This window comes from Ruminococcus sp. AF37-20, from assembly GCF_003460465.1.
Classification (GTDB): domain Bacteria; phylum Bacillota; class Clostridia; order Oscillospirales; family Ruminococcaceae; genus Hominimerdicola; species Hominimerdicola aceti.
In genome coordinates this window covers 168616-187937 of record NZ_QTVE01000001.1, presented here as the reverse complement: position 1 = coordinate 187937, position 19322 = coordinate 168616, and the positions used below count along the sequence as shown (strand labels likewise).

Sequence of the window (19322 nt, the reverse complement as noted above, 5' to 3'; positions counted from 1 at the left end):
CTTTAGGTGGTGATGATATGCTGAAAATAGGAATGTATGTCAGATGTTCGATTGATGTTGAACATCCCAATGAACCAAGAGATTTCATTTCAGGTAGAATAGTTGAGATCAACGATTTTTCCGAGGTAGCCAAAGTGGAATTTTTTGATCTTTTAAATCTTAGAAAATATTATAATGTTCCCCAAACGCTGGAATTTCCTTTATCAAAGCTTAATCATTGCATACTTAGAAATGGTTCTCTTGCTGAATACAACGGAAATATGTATCATATTATCCAGCACAATATTGATAAAAGTAATAACTTTATCTACTATTATCTGACTTCTGACACTAGCACAGTATTGAAGATTTGTGAAAAAGATATTAAAACCACATTTAATTCAAGTGATGTGTCACCACTGTCACAGTTAAAGCGCTTTGAGTTTCAAAATCCTATGTGGTATTTTGGCAGAAGTGCAGTCAATAACGCTATTCATACTATCGATAACGCTTTCTACGGATTTAAGGAACTTGCTGGTTGTAAGATATTTTTAAAGCCATACCAGCTTAAAACAGTTATGCGTTGCCTTTCCGAACCCAGTTGCAGATATATGATAGCTGATGAGGTGGGTCTTGGGAAGACGATAGAGGCCGCTTCTGTTTTAAAGGTGTATTTATCAGATAAGAAAAATAAAAAAGTACTTGTGTGTGTCCCTGACGCATTGGTTGAACAGTGGAAGACAGAGCTTGCTTTTAAGTTTAGTCTGTTCAATGGTGACAATCTAAGCGGAAACAATATAAAAATAACTCCGATGAGTCAGATAACGATGACAAATGACAAATATGATTTTATTATTATTGATGAAGTACACTCTGTTCTGGACAATGATTGCCGCTATGAAACGATACTAAAACTTAGTCGCACTGCTAATAATGTAATAATGCTCAGTGCTACACCTGTTCAAAGTCGTAGCGAAGAATATCACAAACTTCTTTCGCTGATCCAGCCTGAAAGATATTATGATATGGGAGAAGAAGAATTTACTGGCTTACTTGAATTACAAAATAAAATAGTCCGCAAAGTACATTCTGCGATAGAGTATCTTGAAGATTATAAGGAAGTTATAAGGGATTCTGATAATGAACATAATGAAGATACTCTCGAAGCATTTGACGAACTTGTTGATACCCTTGAGGATATAGCTGACAAAACAAAAGATAAAATGATCGAAGAAGATATTGAAAAACTCAATTATGAAGCAGATAATTTTTCTTTGATAAATCTCGAAAGGATGGTTGCGTATATCTGTGAGGCATACCAAATTGAAAAATGTGTAATACGCAACAGAAAGAAACCAGAAGACACAAACAACAGAGTTCTTAAAGAGATATCCTATGAAATGGATTCTGACTTCAATAATACAGAATTTAGAGTTTATTCATTACTTTCTGAATGGATATCTAGTAATAACTTCAACAAAAAAGAGTTTGATACCATGATACTGCCTCTTATCAGTGCATTTTTCAGTTCATCAGAGGCATTTTCTGATGAGCTGAAAAGGATCCCTTCTGTTCCTGTTGAAATCAGAAGATTGACTGATAAATGGATATCAGAAGACATAAAAACAATTGAAAAAATAAGAAGTATTCTGGATGACCCTATGGATTTTATGTCAAGAATGGTTACCGTCTGTGATTATCTAGAACAGGAAGCTTACGATAAAAAGGTACTTGTATTCACACATTTTACCGGAACGCATAAGCTGTTTCGTAGATTGTTTACCAAAATATTCGGTGAAGAACATTGTGCTTTTTTCTGTGAAGGGATGTCACCTGATGAACTGGAACTTAATACTTACCGTTTTCAAAATGAACCTGGTTACCGTATAATGCTTTCTGATGAAAGCGGTGGCGAAGGCAGAAACTTCCAAAAAGCAGATGAGCTTATTTGTATAGACCTTCCATGGAGCGCTAATACACTTGAACAACGTATAGGACGTCTTGACAGAATAGGGAGAGACAAAACTAAGGATGTAGTTTCTGTAATAGTTTATGCGAATGACTCTGTAGAAAAGGATCTTGCTGATATATGGAACAAGGGTCTTAATATTTTCAATAAATCACAAAGTGGTCTTGAAATCATAATGAATGATATTGATGAACAGATAAGAAACGCAGTTATGAGTGATTTCAAATATGGTTTAGCTTCTATTGTTGATAACATGATCGATGAAATCAAAAAGATAGAAAAGCGTGTAAAAGAAGAACGGCATTTTGACATAGCAGCATACGCATATCAACACATAAATAGCGAAATTGAGAAAACTGTAAAGCGCTATAATGAAAATGAGAGAGAGCTGTTCCGCAATTCTATGATGTCATGGTCACATCTTGCTGGATTTCACGGAAATAAAGTTGTGGAGGATGTAGTGAGATTTAATGCATCATCTTTCTCACCTAAATCAGCATACAACACACTATTTGTTCCTCCTGACATGGATGCAATTATAAATGATAAACTAAATCAGATGCAAAACCACATAAGAGTGCTTAATGGTGATAAAGCTATACAGAATGATAATTACTCTATTCAGGGAACGTTTGAACGTAATTTGGCTTTAGAGAATGATTACCTTCATTTCTTTGCACCTGGTGATGGGATTTTTGACAGTATAGTGAACAATGCCGTATCTGCATATAAAGGAAGGTGTGCTGCTGTTGCTATTCGCAGCGAAATAAACTGGGAAGGTTTTGCTTTTAATTGGTATATTACTCCTGATGAACTGCTTTTACTACAGAATAGTATTTCATTGAAACAGATCAATCAGTACCGTGGTTTTCTTTCTTCGAAAATAATCAGCACATATATATCTATGGATGGAATGTGTGTAGAAACAGACCAAAGTGTTATAAGAGAATTTCAAAAATATTTCAGCATACCGGCATCACAACTGAAAAATTATGTTGCAAACTTTGGCAAACGCACGCCTTCAAATGATTTCCTTGATATAAGTAGAAAATTTGCAAGTTCAAATCTACTGTGGTTTAAAAGAACTCATTCTGTCGGAGAATGGGTAAGCAAAGTAACAGCTTGTCATGATGTTGCAAAAAAACAGGCTATTCAAGAGTTTCATAAACTCAGACGAATAGATCTTCTAAGTGATACGCTTAATAGAGAATACAGCTCAATATGTGCCTCAGCAGAATATTTCCATAGAGATATTGACCTTACGGAGAAAATGAGAGTAAATGAGCTAATACTTAAATCATTTACTAAACCGAGAATCGTGCTCGATTCAACATGTTACATAAGGATGATTAATCGATGACAGATCATGATATAATTCATAAGGTTCAGGATTTTTTTGATAATCCGAATATGAGAGTTAATAGCACAGACCTGCTAAATGGCGACAATGTCAATACTGCTGTGGCTGAGCGTATGATAAACGCTTATCAGCGCTTTATGTCTAACCAAACTTTTGAAAAACAGATAGAGTTTGAATGTTCTTTAAGAAATTTTCTGCTTTTTCTCAAAACAAGCGTAACAATAAAAGACTATAATTTGTTGACACCAAATTGTTTTGGTTTGAAGGTAAATTACTCAAACGATAGCATCTATGCTAATTTTGAGCTTCCTAACTATGTTAATGAAACCTTTGTAAGAACTATTTTTGACAATCAGCAAGTACAAAAAGTTGCGGATGACACAGCAATCAAGGTGGTTAATCCATATATCTACAAACTTACTAAACAAAAATTTATGACTTTCAAATCAATAGAACAACAACTTGCTGTTATAGGAGCACTTCGTGTTCCTGCTGGCTATACTGCTATGGTCGCCATGTCCACTGGCGGAGGAAAAAGCCTTATTACGCAGACTGTTTCCTATCAGTATGACAACGGTCTGACAATTATCATTGTCCCTACGATTTCACTTATGCTTGACCAGCAAAGAAACGCTTCAAGTATAATTAAACCTGATAATAAAAAAGAGATAATGTACTATCACAGTGGATGTAATGTCGATGAATTGATCTCCGCACTTGATAAAAATCTTGTCAGAATGCTCTTTATTTCACCAGAAGCTTTGATTAAGAACATTAGGATACAGGACAGCATTCTCAAAGCAAATTCAAAAGGCTATTTAAAAAACCTTGTTATAGACGAAGCGCATATAATCATTGAATGGGGAGCTTCATTCCGCGTAGATTTTCAGTGTCTTGATTCTTTCAAAAGACTCCTGGTAAAAGATAACCCTTCTCTTAGAACTTACCTGCTTTCAGCTACTTTCAGTAAAAAAGTTGTTGACAATCTAAAAATGTTCTATGGAGATGATGACCGCTGGATAGAGATACGACTTGATGCACTGAGAAAAGAACCGCGTTTTGACATTATAAAGTGCAACTCATATACTGAAAAGCACGATAGGATCAAAGAGCTTGTTTGTAAGCTTCCACGTCCTATGATAATATATGTTAATTCTCCTGATGATGCTGAAAAAGTACAACATGAATTAGCCAAAGTTGGATTTGACAATACGAGGATTTTTACTGGAAAAACAAAATCAATTGATCGAGAACGTATTATAAACGAATGGATAAGTGATAAATTTGACCTGATGATAGCCACCTGCGCATTTGGTGTAGGTGTGGACAAAAAAGATGTAAGAACAGTTATTCATTCTTATATTCCCTCAAGCGCAGACCAGTATTATCAGGAATGCGGACGTGGTGGACGTGATGGCCTGCCATGTCTAAGCGTTATGCTCTATACCGATGATGATATAAAAGCAACTATGTCAATGACACAAAAAGTTCTTACCGTTGAGAAATTATGTGGACGTTGGTTTAGTATGCTTAACAACCGCAAAACTAATATTCGATTGGATTCTATTGTGATAGATACATCTGTTAAACCTAATTACAGTGATACAGATTCTTTCTATGTTGACGTAAATAATGCCGATATCACATGGAATGTTTATGTTATTCTATTGCTTAGAAGAGCTAGAATGATCGAAATAACAGACGTGAAATATAGCGACGACAGGTATATTTTTAATATAAGGCTAATTGACAAACGAATTAGGTTTGATTGTGAGCAAACCATTGAGATCTTTAATAGTATACGTGATGATGAAAGTAAAAGTATCTATATGGAAATAAAAGAATTGACATCTAAATTACGAAGAGTAGGAAAAAGCTGCTGGTCATCAATGTTCAATGACATCTATCTTCTTACCGAGGAATACTGTGCTGGATGCAATAATCATAACGATATAAGATCAGAACGAGGAAATCATTTTCCATTAAAAAAGCCCATTTTCTATCCTGTATCAATTCCAGAAGGAAAACTATGTGATGTTATGACTGGCACTAAAGAAATGCTTATAATTTGTGAAGAAGATTCTTATGAAATAATACAAAATTTACTGATCGGTGCTGATATCATAATCATACCTGATGAGTCTGAATTAGCATTTAGGTTATTAAACAGTAAAATTATAAAACCCACACAATACTGCATGGGGTACAGTGAATTCTTTGACCTTAGTCGAATGAACAGTTACTACTATCTTTCAGGAAACATCGTTTTTTATATAGGCGATGATCAAGAACTTGCTGAGAGAGTACTGAATATATCTCATGACAAGGAATACAACCGTGTATACGTAGTAAACTCCGATTTTTATATTGCTAAACGGAACAAGAACATATCCGAACTGGTAAACGGAGCTTGTAAGTATGATTATATTATTAAGAAGGAGCTGATATAATGTTTTTTAGTCCTATAAAGAAAGAAACTATTCCAGAACGTGTTCTTTCGATAAGTCAAATTGTTGCTGATAAAGGACCAATAGATGAAAAAGATCTCAATAATATTCTTATACCACCAGAATTGAACATTGCTAAAAACAGCTATTTCGGATCTGTGTTAGACACAGCCAAGGAGCTGAAACTTATAGATTATAATGGCGAAAATAAAATCATTTTCACTGGCAATAAAGATAATATAAAATCATTAACTTCATTTCGTCTATTCTGTAATTCAATGGTTTTTAACGATAGCTCTTCTGATTTTTATAAAGTAATCTCTTGCTTTTTGGAGGCAGATGACAAATGGTTAAGTTATGGTTCAGTTACTACTTCTACTGAAGTTATAAGACTTATAAATGCTGAAACAGGAATACCTTCTCTTAAACTTGAGAAAGATGTAATCCTTGGTGTGAGATTTTGGATCAACTTTCTTGGCTTTGGATTTTTTCAGGAACAAGCTAAAATCTTTCTTCCAAATATGTACACAGCATTGAAAGATTTTATGCTCCTCGGTAATATCGAAAAAGACAAGGAATATTCTGTTGAGGATTTCCTCAACAATCTTCACCACAGTTCGTCTGTTGCATTAAAAGGTGCCAGAATAAAACAAACGTTGAATCTTGCCATGTCAAATGCTCTTAGACTAATGCATGATAATAAAGAAATTGAACTTGAAAGACATCTTGATAGTGAAAAAACATGGCATCTGTTTCCAAATGACGAACATGAGTTCACTTCTGAAGTTACACATATCATTATTAAGAAGGTGGTGAAGTAATGAATACGGCTATTGCCAAAAAGAGAATCAATCAGGTGTTAAGAATAGATTCTATTGATAGTACAGACAGTGATTTTCTTGCAACCCATGTGCCTTTTCGCAAAATAGTAGTTGGTACAAAATCGGGAAATCAGTTTGAGGAAACTTATAGATCTGAAGAATATATATATAGGGACATCTTTAATAATGAACTAACGAAAAATGAACATCAATTTGTTATAGTTGAAGGCTCAAGTGGTGCTGGTAAATCACATTTTATACGTTGGTTATATGCTATGCTTTCTGCCAAAGAAGAAAAAGATGATGCAGTTCTTTTGATACGAAGAAGTGATAACACACTTAAAGGAACTATCAGACAGCTTCTTGATATTAAGGAAGTTAAAGAAATATCAAACAAAGAAGCCTACGAACGTCTTGTAAAAGCAAATAAAGCTATTACTGAAAATAAGTTTAAGTCAACCATCTATCATCAGTTCATAGTAGAAATTGAGAATGATACCAGCGAGATGTTGAGCAGCATGAAAAGAAAAAAACTTGTTGCTTTACTTAATAACTCTTTATTTCAAGAAAGGCTAATGGCTGCAGGAGGTCCAATAGACAGGATCTACAACAAGATAACAAGTTCATCATCTAGTATTGATCTTGATTTGATCGCTCAGTTTACCAAAGAGGACTTAACACTTGATATTGATTTTACCAACCAATTAGATGATGCTGACAAAAAAGCGCGGGACTTTGCCGACAACCTTTTAGAAGGCGGCGATGATGATTTTATAGTGAAAATAACAGCATATATGAATTCTTTCGTTGAAACTGTAATTCAGACAAGTGCCGGCATTGAACCAGGCGATTTTCAGCAGATATTCAAAGAAATTAGACAGGAATTAAAGAGAAAGGGAAAAAATTTAATACTGCTAATAGAAGATATTACTTCATTTACAGGTGTTAATCAGGCTCTACTTAACGCTCTTGTAACTGGTCATACAGGTTCAAATGAAGTAGACAACTTATGTAGACTGATTTCTGTTGTAGGTACCACAACCCAGTACTATAATCAATTCAGAGATAACTACCGTGACCGTATCACAAAGCAAATAACAATACATGACGGCGTTATCGGTGAAAACAAAAACGACCTTGTTCAATTTGTCGCCAAGTATCTTAATGCTATATCTCTCGATAGCGAAGTTCTTGATGAATGGGTGAAAAATGGTGCTTATTCAGAAGAAATGCCGGTTTATGAAGACGATGATCTTGACCATTGGGATAAATTTAAACTGGCATCGGGAAGGCAAATATCTCTTTTCCCTTTCACTAAAAATGCGATTATAAATCTATACGATGCTATGTCAAATCATAAAACGCCGAGATATATTCTGAGAGATATTATAGAGCCTGCTGTAAACGAGGTATTATATAGTATATCGACATTTCCTAAATTTTGCTTAGGTTGGCGTTCTTCACTTCCTGAATCGATTGAAAACAGAATAGGAAATATAGTTCAATCTATAAAAATACCTCAGGAACAGAAATCTGATTACAGAAAACGCTTGGTTACTTTTATGAGTTTTTGGACAGATAAAACACTTGATGTTACGAGTAATGGTCGCATTGCTGGAATAAATACAAAGATATTTTTCGAACTTGATTTTAGTGATTTTGTTGGCAAGCTCACAAGCACGACAAATATCAAGAATATACCAGACCACGTAGATACTTCAGTTAATGCTAACGACTCTCTAACTAAAACAAATGACACGGATGGTATAAATGATGAAGCTGCCGTTGAATCGGAAGATCAGGCTCAATCTTCAAATCCCACATTGAAAGAGATCCTTAAAATTGATCCGAAAAATCAGAAAAATTATAATTCATTCAAAGAATCTGTGTTTGCTTGGCATTATGATGGTGCCAACCTTATGGGCTTTGTTAATGTTCGTGAGCAAATTAGTAATTTTGTTTATGATGCGATCAATTGGCAGCAAGAAGGAGTTCCGCTTGATTCAAAAAACAGATTTAAAGATTCTGTAGGCAACAGACTAATTGGGTTTGAAAGGCAAGATCAAGGTATTAGTAGATGTATTGTGATACTTCGTGATACAGACGAGACGTATCAACTTCTTCTCTGCTTTGGTAAGTGGCTCTATCTAGGAAATAAATCTTGGAATTTTTCCGATTCAGCTTCAGCAATCTACCTTGCTACCTCATGGTTGCAACGAAACAAAGATCAGTTTGTAAATGTTATAAAGGATGTAAATAAAGGTTCTGCCATTCCTGCATATATCAAGGCAGCTATGATTGAAAAAGTGTACAAGTTAATAATCAACGGAAAAATAAGTGATGCAAAACTTAATCATCTAGGAGATGAAACATTTCTTCGTGCGGATAGTTTAAAAAATAAATCGGCTGAATTTTCAATAGGGCACTCTCGTGCGTGGTACGACTTGCATCAATTTATATATAATGACCCTAAAACGCCCGACGCATATACAGCTTCTGTCAGATACTTTAACCTTATTCAGGGTATGTCGATCAACACAGATAGCTATGTGCTAAATTATTCGCTTTATCAAGCTGCATTGAAAGAAATTCGCAAATCAAAATATATTCTAGATGAAAATGATGTTAATATCAAGGATAAGAAAGAAATTTTTGAGCTGGCACAAAAAGTAATTACTAAAGTAAAAAAAGTAGTAGAAGAAGAAACCAATCTTGCACATGAAACTGCAGCAAATATACTTGGCTTTTTTGAAAACATTGACATGGAGGATGAGATGGACGCAAGTGATATTCGTGATCTCATCAATGATATTCAAAGCTTTTACCAACAATGTTTTATTGCGGGGGTCAATATTAGCAGTAATAATGTCGATTTAGAAGAGCTAAAAAAATCGGCTCCAAAAATCGTACAGGCCATGAGAATACTTCAAAAGGATTATTCTGAAGATGAAGATATTTCTGTGTTATATTCCTTCTCATCAAACCCAATAGGCGTTGTTTTACCTTTTCTTAAAATACTGCAAAAAGTAAACAATGATATTGATACCGCTTATGGTCAGATGCATAGTGAAAAGGAGAATTTGACACGTAAAGGCAACTGGAACGATAATGTTGATCCTCGTTTTGAACAACAGCAAAAAGATTTTGAAATTTTATTAAAGGCATTAGAGGGGGTGGAGTAGTGCTACATGAAAAAATTCAGTCAACCATCGCTCTAATTGAAGATGTTGTTGATAATAGGCAGAAAGAGAATGATAACGCCAATGCTGCCAAAAGAAATTCTACTTTTTTCGACAGCTTAACAAAACTCACCCCGTCTCTTACATCCTATGTTCTTGCTAGGAAAAAATTTAATTTCTCCTTGCAATCAAATACTGCTACTGATTTGCAGTATCTCATGAATTATTCAAAACAAACATTTGACAATTTAAAGGCTGTAAGTCCTGGAAATTTTAAACAGAAATCAGAAACATTTATAGCTTCAATTTCAAAGGAATGGGAAACTTTCTATAAAGCAAATATCAGTGAGTTAATAAATAATCTTAACATCATTGTCCTTGTTCACCCAGAACCTAATGTCGTAAGAAGTTGTATTGCTGCTATTAATAAATGTGAAAAGTGGCCATTGACACAGGAATGTATTAATTCATACGATGTAGCACGACAAAAAGCGGATATGCTTCTGGAAGAGATGAAGTTTGATAATGAAATAATGAATTTTCTCATTAAAGTTCGTGATAAGAGGGCTACTCTTACCGACATTACACCTTCAATTTTGGAGTGGATCCGTGCTGAGAATATTGCAGATAAAGTAAGTTTGAGCATTAAAAACACTCTATCATAAAGGACACTAAACGTCCGAAATGCATAGTCGCCTTGTACCTATATATGTAAATTATAAAATATACTGTAAATTTACCATGAAAAAATAAGTTTAAAAACCACAATGATAAGGGTTCAACCGTTACCATTGTGGTTTTTTTCGTAAGTATTTCAGATTTTCTGTCTATATATAAATGGGAAACCGCTGCACCTTTTTTGTCATTTTTAGGATACTTCTCCCCCTTACCCCCATAATTCTTATTTCTAATTTTAGGGAGTTTTGATAGCTGGTATTATATAAATACTGCTTACTAAATAATAGTTGTAAGTTTAATATTTTTATATATTTGTCTGTGACATAAAATTCAAATAGCAAGATAACATGAAATTAATTTGACAAATATTTGTTGAAAATTAATTGTTAGGAGGTATTATCTTGAATATTTATTTCATAGATACGCTGGAACTTACTTACAGTTCCGACTTCGATGACATAATTAAACTAACTAAAAATTTTAAAATGGTAGACCCTAAAAAAGGGGCAGGTAATAAAGAATTTATTTCCACTGAATTAAGTGGCATGGGCATTATAATAAAAACAAGAAGAAGCAGTAAGGCTGAATTGTATAAAAACAGCAATAAGTACAAATTAGTACTTAGGATAAATCCTAATAAATTTTATAAGCCTTATATGAAGACTGAGCATATAAGCAATATTATAGAATTTTGCGATATGGTCGAGCGGTTGGATATGCAGATACAGTATTGTTTTAGCGGCTTGACAATAGATGACTTTGAGATCACGAGGGTCGATCTAACGGAGGATATTCACGGTATCCCTGAGGACAAAATTACTCAGTACATACGCATTATGCGTCAGCTTTATTTGACGCTTGGTTTTCATCACAACAAGAAGCTTGAGGAGAATACTGAGGATTTTGATCCTGACAGTTCATTCAATGCTGTCAATGACTCTAAAAAGGTAGAATTTGTTGTATATAATAAGGGTCACGAAGTTCGCAGTAAGAAGAACAGCAGTGATGAACAGAAAGAACATTACAAAGACACGATGCGTGTTGAAGTGAGGTGCAGGAAAAAGTTTGCGGACAAGCTTTCAGAGAAAGCATACACGGCTCAAAAGCTGGTGGAAATTTACCGCAGGAGAATGGAGGTCATAAGAGATGTTTTCGATGACGTTTTTGTGCTTAACAAAGACAGTTGTTTTATATCGCCCTACTGGCAGAAAAAACAGATCAAAAAGTACGTTTCAGGCAAGACAAAGCTTGGCGAAAAGATGAATGATTTTTCAAAGCAACTTGCGCACGCTTCACGACCTACTATGGAGAGCGTGATAGAGAACAGCGAAAAATGTCAGCGGTCAGTTTCAAAGCTGCTCAGCAAATTTGAGGATATGGGCATTTCATCGGTTACGACAAGCGACAAGGAAACTCCGTTTTTACAGTCGCTGAACACGCTTTTTGGGTTTTCTCCGCCGAGTGAGGAGGAAAAGGCGTTGTATGAATATATACGCAGTAAGTCTAGGGGGAAGGAGGTGTTTTGGTATGGAGGTGATTTGTAGGGATCATAATAACGCCCCTGTACCGAAAAACACAGTACAGGGGCGGTTCTTTTTTCACCTCTTCCTCAAAAACTCAATAACACTAAACTTGTATATCCTCCACCTGCTGCCTATCTTGAAACCCTCTATCTCCCCTGTTTTAAGATAACGGAGCATAGAGTTTTTGCCTATCTTTAAAACCTGCTGACATTCTTTAGCGGTAAGTATATCGGGAATATCGTCAAACATAATTTATCATTCCTTTCAAAAAATATCGGTTTATCTTAATGTTCGACGGTTTAAATAGGCTTTTTACGGAAACTTGATCTTTACAAATATACATCATCTTTGTGAAGTAACGCAAATGCGGAAAGGAGGGCGTTACGATGAACAAAGCTAAAGTCATACTCGTGCTTGTGGGCAGCGTGCTGGTGGAGATAGCGCAGGAGATCATCACCTACATCGCTGATAAGGACGAGTGAACACCATAGGCAGGCTTTCGGGTCTGCCTTTAATTTTTGTAAAGGAGTTTTAAAATGAGCGAACTTACCCATTGCAGCATTTGCGGCTGCGCTTTAGAGGACGAGGCGGAATACTATGAAGTCGAAAACGAGATACTTTGCCAGGAGTGCTACGATAACGAAACTGTGGTATGCGACCATTGCGGCGAACGCTGTATCGAACGAAATACCGTGAGCGATGAGAATACTATCCTCTGTACAGATTGCTACGATAATCATTACTACCGCTGTTCAAACTGCGAAACTATCGTGCATTCGGACGATACCTACTGGCGCGGCGATAACGCCTATTGCCGTGAATGTTATGACGATTGCTGTGACAGTGGCGACTACATCAACGATTATTACTACAAGCCTAAGCCCGTGTTCTACAAGCTGCCGAAAGAAGACAACGTGCGTTTTTACGGCGTTGAACTGGAGATAGACGGTGCGGGAAGATACGATGATAACGCGGAAAAAATATATGATACAGCTAATAGTCAGAATGAAGTGCTTTACATAAAGTCTGACGGCTCGCTGGACGAGGGAATGGAACTTGTCAGCCACCCTTGTTCAATAGATTTTCACCGAAAGAAATTTCCGTGGGAGGATATTGTGAGAAAAGCACTTTCTCTTGGCTACCGTTCGCATAATACGTCTACCTGCGGACTTCACGTCCATATTGGCCGAAAACAGCTTGGATATTCCTACGAGGAACAGGAAGAAGTCATAAGCCGAATAATGTTCTTTTTCGAGAGCCATTGGAACGAGCTTTTCAAATTTTCTCGCCGTACTGCATACAGCGTTGACCGCTGGGCAGCAAGACACGGTTACAATGACAAGCCGAAAGAGATACTTGAAAAGGCAAAGAAAAGCACTAAGGGCAGATATGCCTGTGTGAACATCACAAATGCTGATACTGTTGAGATAAGATTGTTCAGAGGCACGCTGAAATTCAACAGCTTTATGGCTACGCTTGAACTTGTTGACAGCATATGCGAAAATGCAGTTTGCCTTAATGATGATGATATGAACAAGCAATCCTGGGCGGATTTTGTTCTTAGCATAAAGCCTGAATATACAGAGCTTATCAGGTATCTGAAAGAGAAAAGGCTCTATGTTAACGAGCCTGTCAGCGAGGAGGATTGACTATGTGTGCGATATTTGGATTTGTAAATTACAGACGTTCGCTCAGCAGGAGCGAGATGAAAGAACTTATCAACAGATTATCCGTTGAGTCAGAGGTAAGGGGCAAGGATGCAACGGGAATAGCGTATGTGAAACACGGCGAACTTAAAGTTTTCAAGAGAGCAAAGCCTGCTCACAAGGTAAGACTTTATGTGCCGGAGGACACAGTTATCCTCACAGGTCACACGAGAATGACTACCCAAGGCGACGCTAGGTACATTTACAATAACCACCCGTTCACAGGCAAAACTGCGGACGGGTCTTTTGCTTTATGTCACAACGGCGTGCTTTACAACGACAGCCAGCTTGCAAAGTCTGAACATCTGCCGAAAAGCAAGATAGAAACTGACAGCTACGTTGCCGCACAGCTTATTGAGAAATACGGCAGACTTGATCTCAAGACCATAGCGAAGATGTCAGAGGCGGTAGAGGGTTCGTTCGTATTCACGATACTGAGCGACAAGAACAAGCTTTTCATCGCAAAGGGCGACAATCCGCTATGCCTTATCCATTACAAGCAATTGGGGCTGTATGTGTACACGTCTACTGAGGACATTATGAAAAATGTGCTGAAAGGCAGTTTCCTTGAAAAGCTGCCTTTTGAAGTGATAAAGGTCACAGAGGGGGAGATCATAAGCATTGACAAGCGTGGGCGTTTTGAGAAAAGCAGCTTTGTGCCGAACGAGTTCTGCTATGGCTGGAACTATTATGGATACAGAAAGCCCGCTTACGATGAGGACGAACTTTTTGACATATGCGGTATGTTCGGGTTATCGCAGGAGGATCTTATGCTGCTTTACGATATGGGTTACACGGACGAAGAGATAGAGGGTATGCTTTGCGACAGGAGTATGTTGAGGGAGTGTATCGAGGAGGCTAGGGTGCTGGTGGGGGAATATTATTAGGAGGTATTTTATGGCATACACATTCAGCGGAAGCAGATACGTCACAAGCGGCGTGGCAGAAAACTTCCCTATTGAATTGCAAGTGGCGTTATTTTCAGCCGTAGAGCAAATGCGAGAAAAGGTCAGCGGACAGCTTGATTATCTGCAAGTTTTCGAGATAGTTACAGAAGTCAAGGGGCAGAAAAAATTCCTGCACATTTATCATATGCAGGAATGCCCCGAGGCTAAGCTTGAATATTTCATACCGACCGACGTGGAGGTAAACGGCAGGGCGTATTTGATCGACGATGTGGATCATATTACGTTGCTGTTGGCGGAGGAGTATTGAGTTGAAAAGGAATCACAGCTTTCGAGGGGGCTGTGATTTTTTTGCCCTGAACTCACCTCCCCTGTACCTATTTACCTTATAATCATGCTTCAAAGTGTCGGTCTTGTCTATGCGGCAGACGTACAAATTTACCTTTTCCCATCTCACCGCCTATTCCCATTAGCAAGATCGTTAACAATATCTGCAATGTTCTCCAGCTGCCTTTTGTTGAGCTTTTTCAGGTCAGAAATCAGCTTACTCAGCTCTTTTGGCTGCTCGGCGTCGGCGTCGAAAAACTCCTGCGGCGTAATGCCCAGATACTCGCAGATATAAAAGAAAGAGGTCATAGAGGGCAGGGCTTTTCCTGTTTCGATATTGTTTATATACCCTGCGTTCTGTCCAATAGATAAGCTCATATCCCTTGCGGAAACACCTTTCTGTGTGCGAAGTTTTGAGATCCTCAAAGCAAAATTATTGTCATACATGAATTTGTTCTCGTACATTATTTGCACCCCCATATATAATATTTTATCCTATATCATTATGCATTATGTCGGAATTTTTCCTATAAAGGGGTTGAAATATGTGAAATAATATGATATAATGATGTAAAGTATTTGAAATAATGCGATATTTGTATAAGAAGCGGATTGTGCCATGTTTTTTGTTAAAATAAAAAAATATCTTACGAAAACGTTATACTAAGCAGCCAGCTTAACAAAAGTGAAAAAGAATGTGTTATAATTAACATACAAAAACGTATTATTATGTCAGTTATAGTTGATAATTGACAAATCAATAAGGAAAAGGAGTTTTTTGACATGAACGAAAACATCAACAAGAAATTTGACGTAAAAAACTTTGACTATGATAAGTGCTATGAAGAAGTAAAGGAAAATGCTTCAAAAAATATCAATATCATAGTGTGCGGAGCTACCGGCGTTGGCAAAAGCAGCCTTATAAACGACTTCTTCGAGTTTGATAAGGATAGTGCCGCTCCTGTCGGAAGCAGCGGAAAACCGCAGACAAGGGGCATACACGAGTATCATTCAAAGAGCATTACCTTGTTCGACACTGAGGGCTACGAGGTAGAAAGCTCGTCTACGCCGGAAAACAGCGCTTTTTACAAAAATATAATAGATCTTATCGACGAACGCAAAAATACATATTCTGCGGATTTGGGTATGCACATCCACGAGGTTTGGTACTGCATAAATAACCGCTTCATGAATCTCGATGAAAGGCTGATAAAAGACATACAGGCGAGAAATATCCCCGTGTGCGTTATTATTACAAAGGTGGATAATCTTGACGAGAACGAAGTCGCTCAGATAAAGGACGCTGTCGGCGAAGCCGGAAAACGCAGCAGAATAAACGGCGTTGAGGTGTTTACCTATTCTACTAACAGCGATCTTGGCGACGAGTATGTGCAGAAATCTGAGATAAACAGCTGGGCACATCATAATCTTGACGATTACCTCAGAGAAAGCTTTATCCCGTCGCTCAAAAAAGCGCAGGGTCAAATGGCAGAAATGATGATAAAGCACAAGATACCGAAATACGCGGCTTTAGCCGCAGGTATTGTTACGGCTACATCATTTGTACCCGTGCCACTTTCCGATTCGGTACCGCTTATGGGCATACAGGTAAAAATGGCGATGGATATTTTAAGCTGCTACGGAATAGATAATGATATGAAGGGCGTTGTGAAAAATTTAGCCGGAGCGGGCTTCGTTTCTTATATAGGAAAAACGCTGGCTTCTCAGCTGCTTTCGGTGATCCCATTTGTCGGCGGCGCGGCGAAAGCCACGGTAAATGTTTCAGTGGCAACTACTGTTACGGCTACCCTCGGCGTTGCGATAACGAAGATCTGCGAGGAATACACTAAAGCCTGCATAGAGAACGGCGGCTCGAAAGACCTTATGATCACCAAAATTTCCGACTACTTTACTGTTGAAAATCTGAAAAAGGTAATGAAAGAGATCAGCAAGGGCAAGGATCAGAAAATTGTAGAGAGAATAGTAAAAGCTGTAGTTGATATGTTCAAGGATACGAAAAAAGGAGCAAGAAAATAATGGAAGGCGACAAGATAAAAACTAATATACTGATAGCCGGCAAATCGGGCGTTGGCAAAAGCAGTCTGCTGAATTACATATTTGGCGAAGAGGTCGCGGAGACGGGTGCGGGAAAGCCCGTAACGGCGGAGGGCCTGCACGAATATTCTTTCGAGCTGAAAGATAACGACCGAATATCTTTTTCGATATGCGACAGCTGGGGTCTTGAACCCGATAAAGCGGACGAATGGCACAAGCAGATAATCGAAAAGGTAGCAGAATACGACAAGCACTCTATCAATGAATGGTTCAGCACCATAATCTACTGCCTTAGCGCCGACTCTGACAGAGTGGAAGATTTTGAGATAAGCATAATAAACAACCTTATAGCTGAGAAAAACAACGTAAACGTTGTGATAACCCACTGCAAATCTGAGAACGACGACAGAGCGGAGCGCATGAAAAGGCGCATAGTTGAAGACGGCGGCGTTTCGGCTGACTCGGTGATATTTGTAAACAACTATGAGAAAAAACTTATTTCTGGCGAGGTAAAAAAGTTTGGACGCGAAGAGGTAGTAAACTGCATTATCCGCAACTTGTGGAACAATTACAAGGTAAAAGTGCCGTATAAAATAAAAGAGCACGCTAACGAAATGTTTCGCAGCGAGCACGATAAGCTTCATGATATGGTGGCAAGTACAAGATTTGTTCTGCAAAAGCATCATAAGCTCGATAAATTTGAAGAGAAGATAAATTATGAATTCGGAATGTTCGTTTTAAATTCTGTAAGAAAACTAAATAATGAGTTTAACGATGCGTATAATTATTATCAGCTGCTGTCACAAGAGTATTATGCGATCGTTTTTGGTATGGACACGTTAAAGCTACTGAACGACCCAATAATGTTTTTTGACGCAACAAAGGCTTTCAAAGAAGAAGTAAGTCATCAGGTGGAAAGGATCGCCGAATCAACGGGAAAAATACTGAAATTCATGAACCAGGACGTTACCAAAGAGCGTATGAAAAAGCTTTTTGTAGAGATAAAGATAAACATATCGACGGTAAAAGATATCAAAGAAAATCTTCATGAAACGGTGGACAAGTACATTGTAAGAACGAAAGGCGTAGTTTTTGAAGAGATCGAGAAAACTGAGGAAAAGCTGCTTGCTATCGAGATCAAGATATAGGGGGTGCAACCAAATGACCATAAAAAAGCTAACAGCAATAGTCCTCACGGGTGCGCTGTTGCTGCTCACCGCTTGTTCTGACAGCGATTCAGGCAGCGGCAAAAAAAGCAAGAAGAAAGACTACTACACCATTGGCGAAACTTGGACAGTTGATGGACAGTGGTCGCTTACCATCACGGGAGTCACGGAAACGACTGAGCGCAATGAGTATGCGGACGAAAAACCTGCAGCGGTCTACATCGTGGACTACGAATATACAAACATCGGTTACGAGGACGAGGACAGCATAGCAAAGGGCATTTTCTTTGACATGGAGGACACCATAACAGACAGCAATGGCGTTATGGGTTACAGTTACCCAGGCGACGTTGCGAGAAACCCAAATGAAGCGCCTATCGGAAGCACCTGCAAGGCTCAGGCTTGCATTGGTGTGGACAATGCGGGTGATTTCAGGATCACTGAGAGCCATTATGATTCAGACGGTGACGAACATTCGGCGACTTTTCTTATCGAGGTCGGCGGAAAATCGGCAGATGAAAAATCTGACAGCGCCGCTCAGCCGACGGAAACTACCACCACTACGACCGCCGAGGCGACTACAACTAAGCCCGTGACCACGCTTGCGCCGTATGACATTTACGACGACACGGTGTATGCGAACGACCTTATCTACGAAACGGCGGACGATATTTTTGCCGAGCTGGGTGACGATTTCAGCATGGATTTTATATCAGTGGGGCAGGAAAACATCATCGCCGTGGAGAACGACGACGTGTACCCGAACACGAAGATCGGCTTTTATACCACGGACATACAGAACATCGGCACGCTTGATTTTCCATACGCGATACACGTCACGCCGGGCGGATACATCACCGAGGGCGTGCAGGTAGGCATGACGTACAACGAGTTGAAAGCGATATGCCCGAGCCTGGAGGGCGCAACGCTTGACGGCGGAACGTTCGGCCCGACGGCGTGGATAAACATAGACGGCAACGCGTGGGGAATAGAGTTCGACGTATCGCAGGCAGACCGCGAGCGGCTAGGCATGGCGGTAGGCGTAGCTGTTGATCTTTCGGAGCTTAATCCTAAGAGTACACTAGGGTATTATATTAGTTCGCTGAGCTGAGTTAAGCGGGCTTTTCTATTAATAACAATGGTTAAAGAAAACCACCGATACAAGCTTTTGTGCCTGTATCGGTGATTTTTTTGTACTCCCATATCA

Annotated in this window: 14 protein-coding genes; 12 read left to right on the top strand and 2 right to left on the bottom strand. The window is 38.3% G+C overall.

Going from position 1 to position 19322, the window contains the following annotated elements; genetic code table 11:
- Window positions 1-17: 17 nt before the first annotated feature.
- From DW015_RS00870 to DW015_RS00845, 6 genes are all read left to right on the top strand, one after another.
- Window positions 18-3308 (top strand): SNF2-related protein, encoded by a 3291-nt coding sequence (locus tag DW015_RS00870; protein ID WP_117903507.1) that lies wholly within the window; start codon window positions 18-20, stop codon window positions 3306-3308.
- Window positions 3305-5758, top strand: a complete 2454-nt coding sequence (locus DW015_RS00865) for a DEAD/DEAH box helicase (RefSeq protein WP_117903505.1) — start codon at window positions 3305-3307, stop codon at window positions 5756-5758. The genes DW015_RS00870 and DW015_RS00865 overlap by 4 nt, the downstream gene beginning before the upstream one ends.
- Window positions 5758-6576: a hypothetical protein gene (locus DW015_RS00860; protein ID WP_117903503.1), complete on the top strand. Its 819-nt coding sequence runs from the start codon at window positions 5758-5760 to the stop codon at window positions 6574-6576. Before DW015_RS00865 ends, DW015_RS00860 begins: the two co-directional genes overlap by 1 nt.
- On the top strand, window positions 6576-9758 hold the full coding sequence (locus DW015_RS00855; RefSeq protein WP_117903502.1) for a hypothetical protein: 3183 nt from the start codon (window positions 6576-6578) through the stop codon (window positions 9756-9758). Before DW015_RS00860 ends, DW015_RS00855 begins: the two co-directional genes overlap by 1 nt.
- Window positions 9758-10420 (top strand): hypothetical protein, encoded by a 663-nt coding sequence (locus DW015_RS00850; RefSeq protein ID WP_117903500.1) that lies wholly within the window; start codon window positions 9758-9760, stop codon window positions 10418-10420. The genes DW015_RS00855 and DW015_RS00850 overlap by 1 nt, the downstream gene beginning before the upstream one ends.
- Window positions 10421-10834: 414 nt before the next feature.
- On the top strand, window positions 10835-11977 hold the full coding sequence (locus DW015_RS00845; RefSeq protein ID WP_117903498.1) for a phage/plasmid replication protein: 1143 nt from the start codon (window positions 10835-10837) through the stop codon (window positions 11975-11977).
- Between the two features lie 54 nt (window positions 11978-12031).
- Here DW015_RS00845 and DW015_RS00840 read toward each other — a convergent pair whose 3' ends face one another.
- On the bottom strand, window positions 12032-12205 hold the full coding sequence (locus DW015_RS00840) for a helix-turn-helix domain-containing protein (RefSeq protein WP_117903496.1): 174 nt from the start codon (window positions 12203-12205) through the stop codon (window positions 12032-12034).
- A gap of 287 nt (window positions 12206-12492) precedes the next feature.
- Here DW015_RS00840 and DW015_RS00835 point away from each other — a divergent pair, with 287 nt between their 5' ends.
- The 3 genes from DW015_RS00835 to DW015_RS00825 are packed head-to-tail and all read left to right on the top strand — an operon-like array spanning window position 12493 to window position 14877.
- Complete coding sequence (locus DW015_RS00835; RefSeq protein WP_117903494.1) at window positions 12493-13605, top strand: amidoligase family protein; 1113 nt, start codon at window positions 12493-12495, stop codon at window positions 13603-13605.
- Between the two features lie 2 nt (window positions 13606-13607).
- Complete coding sequence (locus DW015_RS00830) at window positions 13608-14549, top strand: glucosamine--fructose-6-phosphate aminotransferase (protein WP_117903492.1); 942 nt, start codon at window positions 13608-13610, stop codon at window positions 14547-14549.
- A gap of 10 nt (window positions 14550-14559) precedes the next feature.
- Window positions 14560-14877, top strand: a complete 318-nt coding sequence (locus tag DW015_RS00825) for a DUF960 domain-containing protein (RefSeq protein WP_117903490.1) — start codon at window positions 14560-14562, stop codon at window positions 14875-14877.
- Between the two features lie 143 nt (window positions 14878-15020).
- Here the strand turns inward: DW015_RS00825 and DW015_RS00820 are convergent, their stop codons facing one another.
- Entirely contained in the window at window positions 15021-15341 is a 321-nt protein-coding gene (locus DW015_RS00820) for a helix-turn-helix transcriptional regulator (protein WP_117859570.1), read from the bottom strand.
- 336 nt (window positions 15342-15677) lie between these two features.
- Between DW015_RS00820 and DW015_RS00815 the strand changes: the two genes are divergently transcribed.
- The 3 genes from DW015_RS00815 to DW015_RS00805 are packed head-to-tail and all read left to right on the top strand — an operon-like array spanning window position 15678 to window position 19226.
- Window positions 15678-16931, top strand: a complete 1254-nt coding sequence (locus tag DW015_RS00815; protein WP_117903488.1) for a GTPase — start codon at window positions 15678-15680, stop codon at window positions 16929-16931.
- Complete coding sequence (locus DW015_RS00810) at window positions 16931-18097, top strand: GTPase (RefSeq protein WP_117903486.1); 1167 nt, start codon at window positions 16931-16933, stop codon at window positions 18095-18097. The genes DW015_RS00815 and DW015_RS00810 overlap by 1 nt, the downstream gene beginning before the upstream one ends.
- A 13-nt stretch (window positions 18098-18110) precedes the next feature.
- Window positions 18111-19226, top strand: a complete 1116-nt coding sequence (locus DW015_RS00805; RefSeq protein WP_117903484.1) for a hypothetical protein — start codon at window positions 18111-18113, stop codon at window positions 19224-19226.
- Window positions 19227-19322 lie beyond the last annotated feature (96 nt).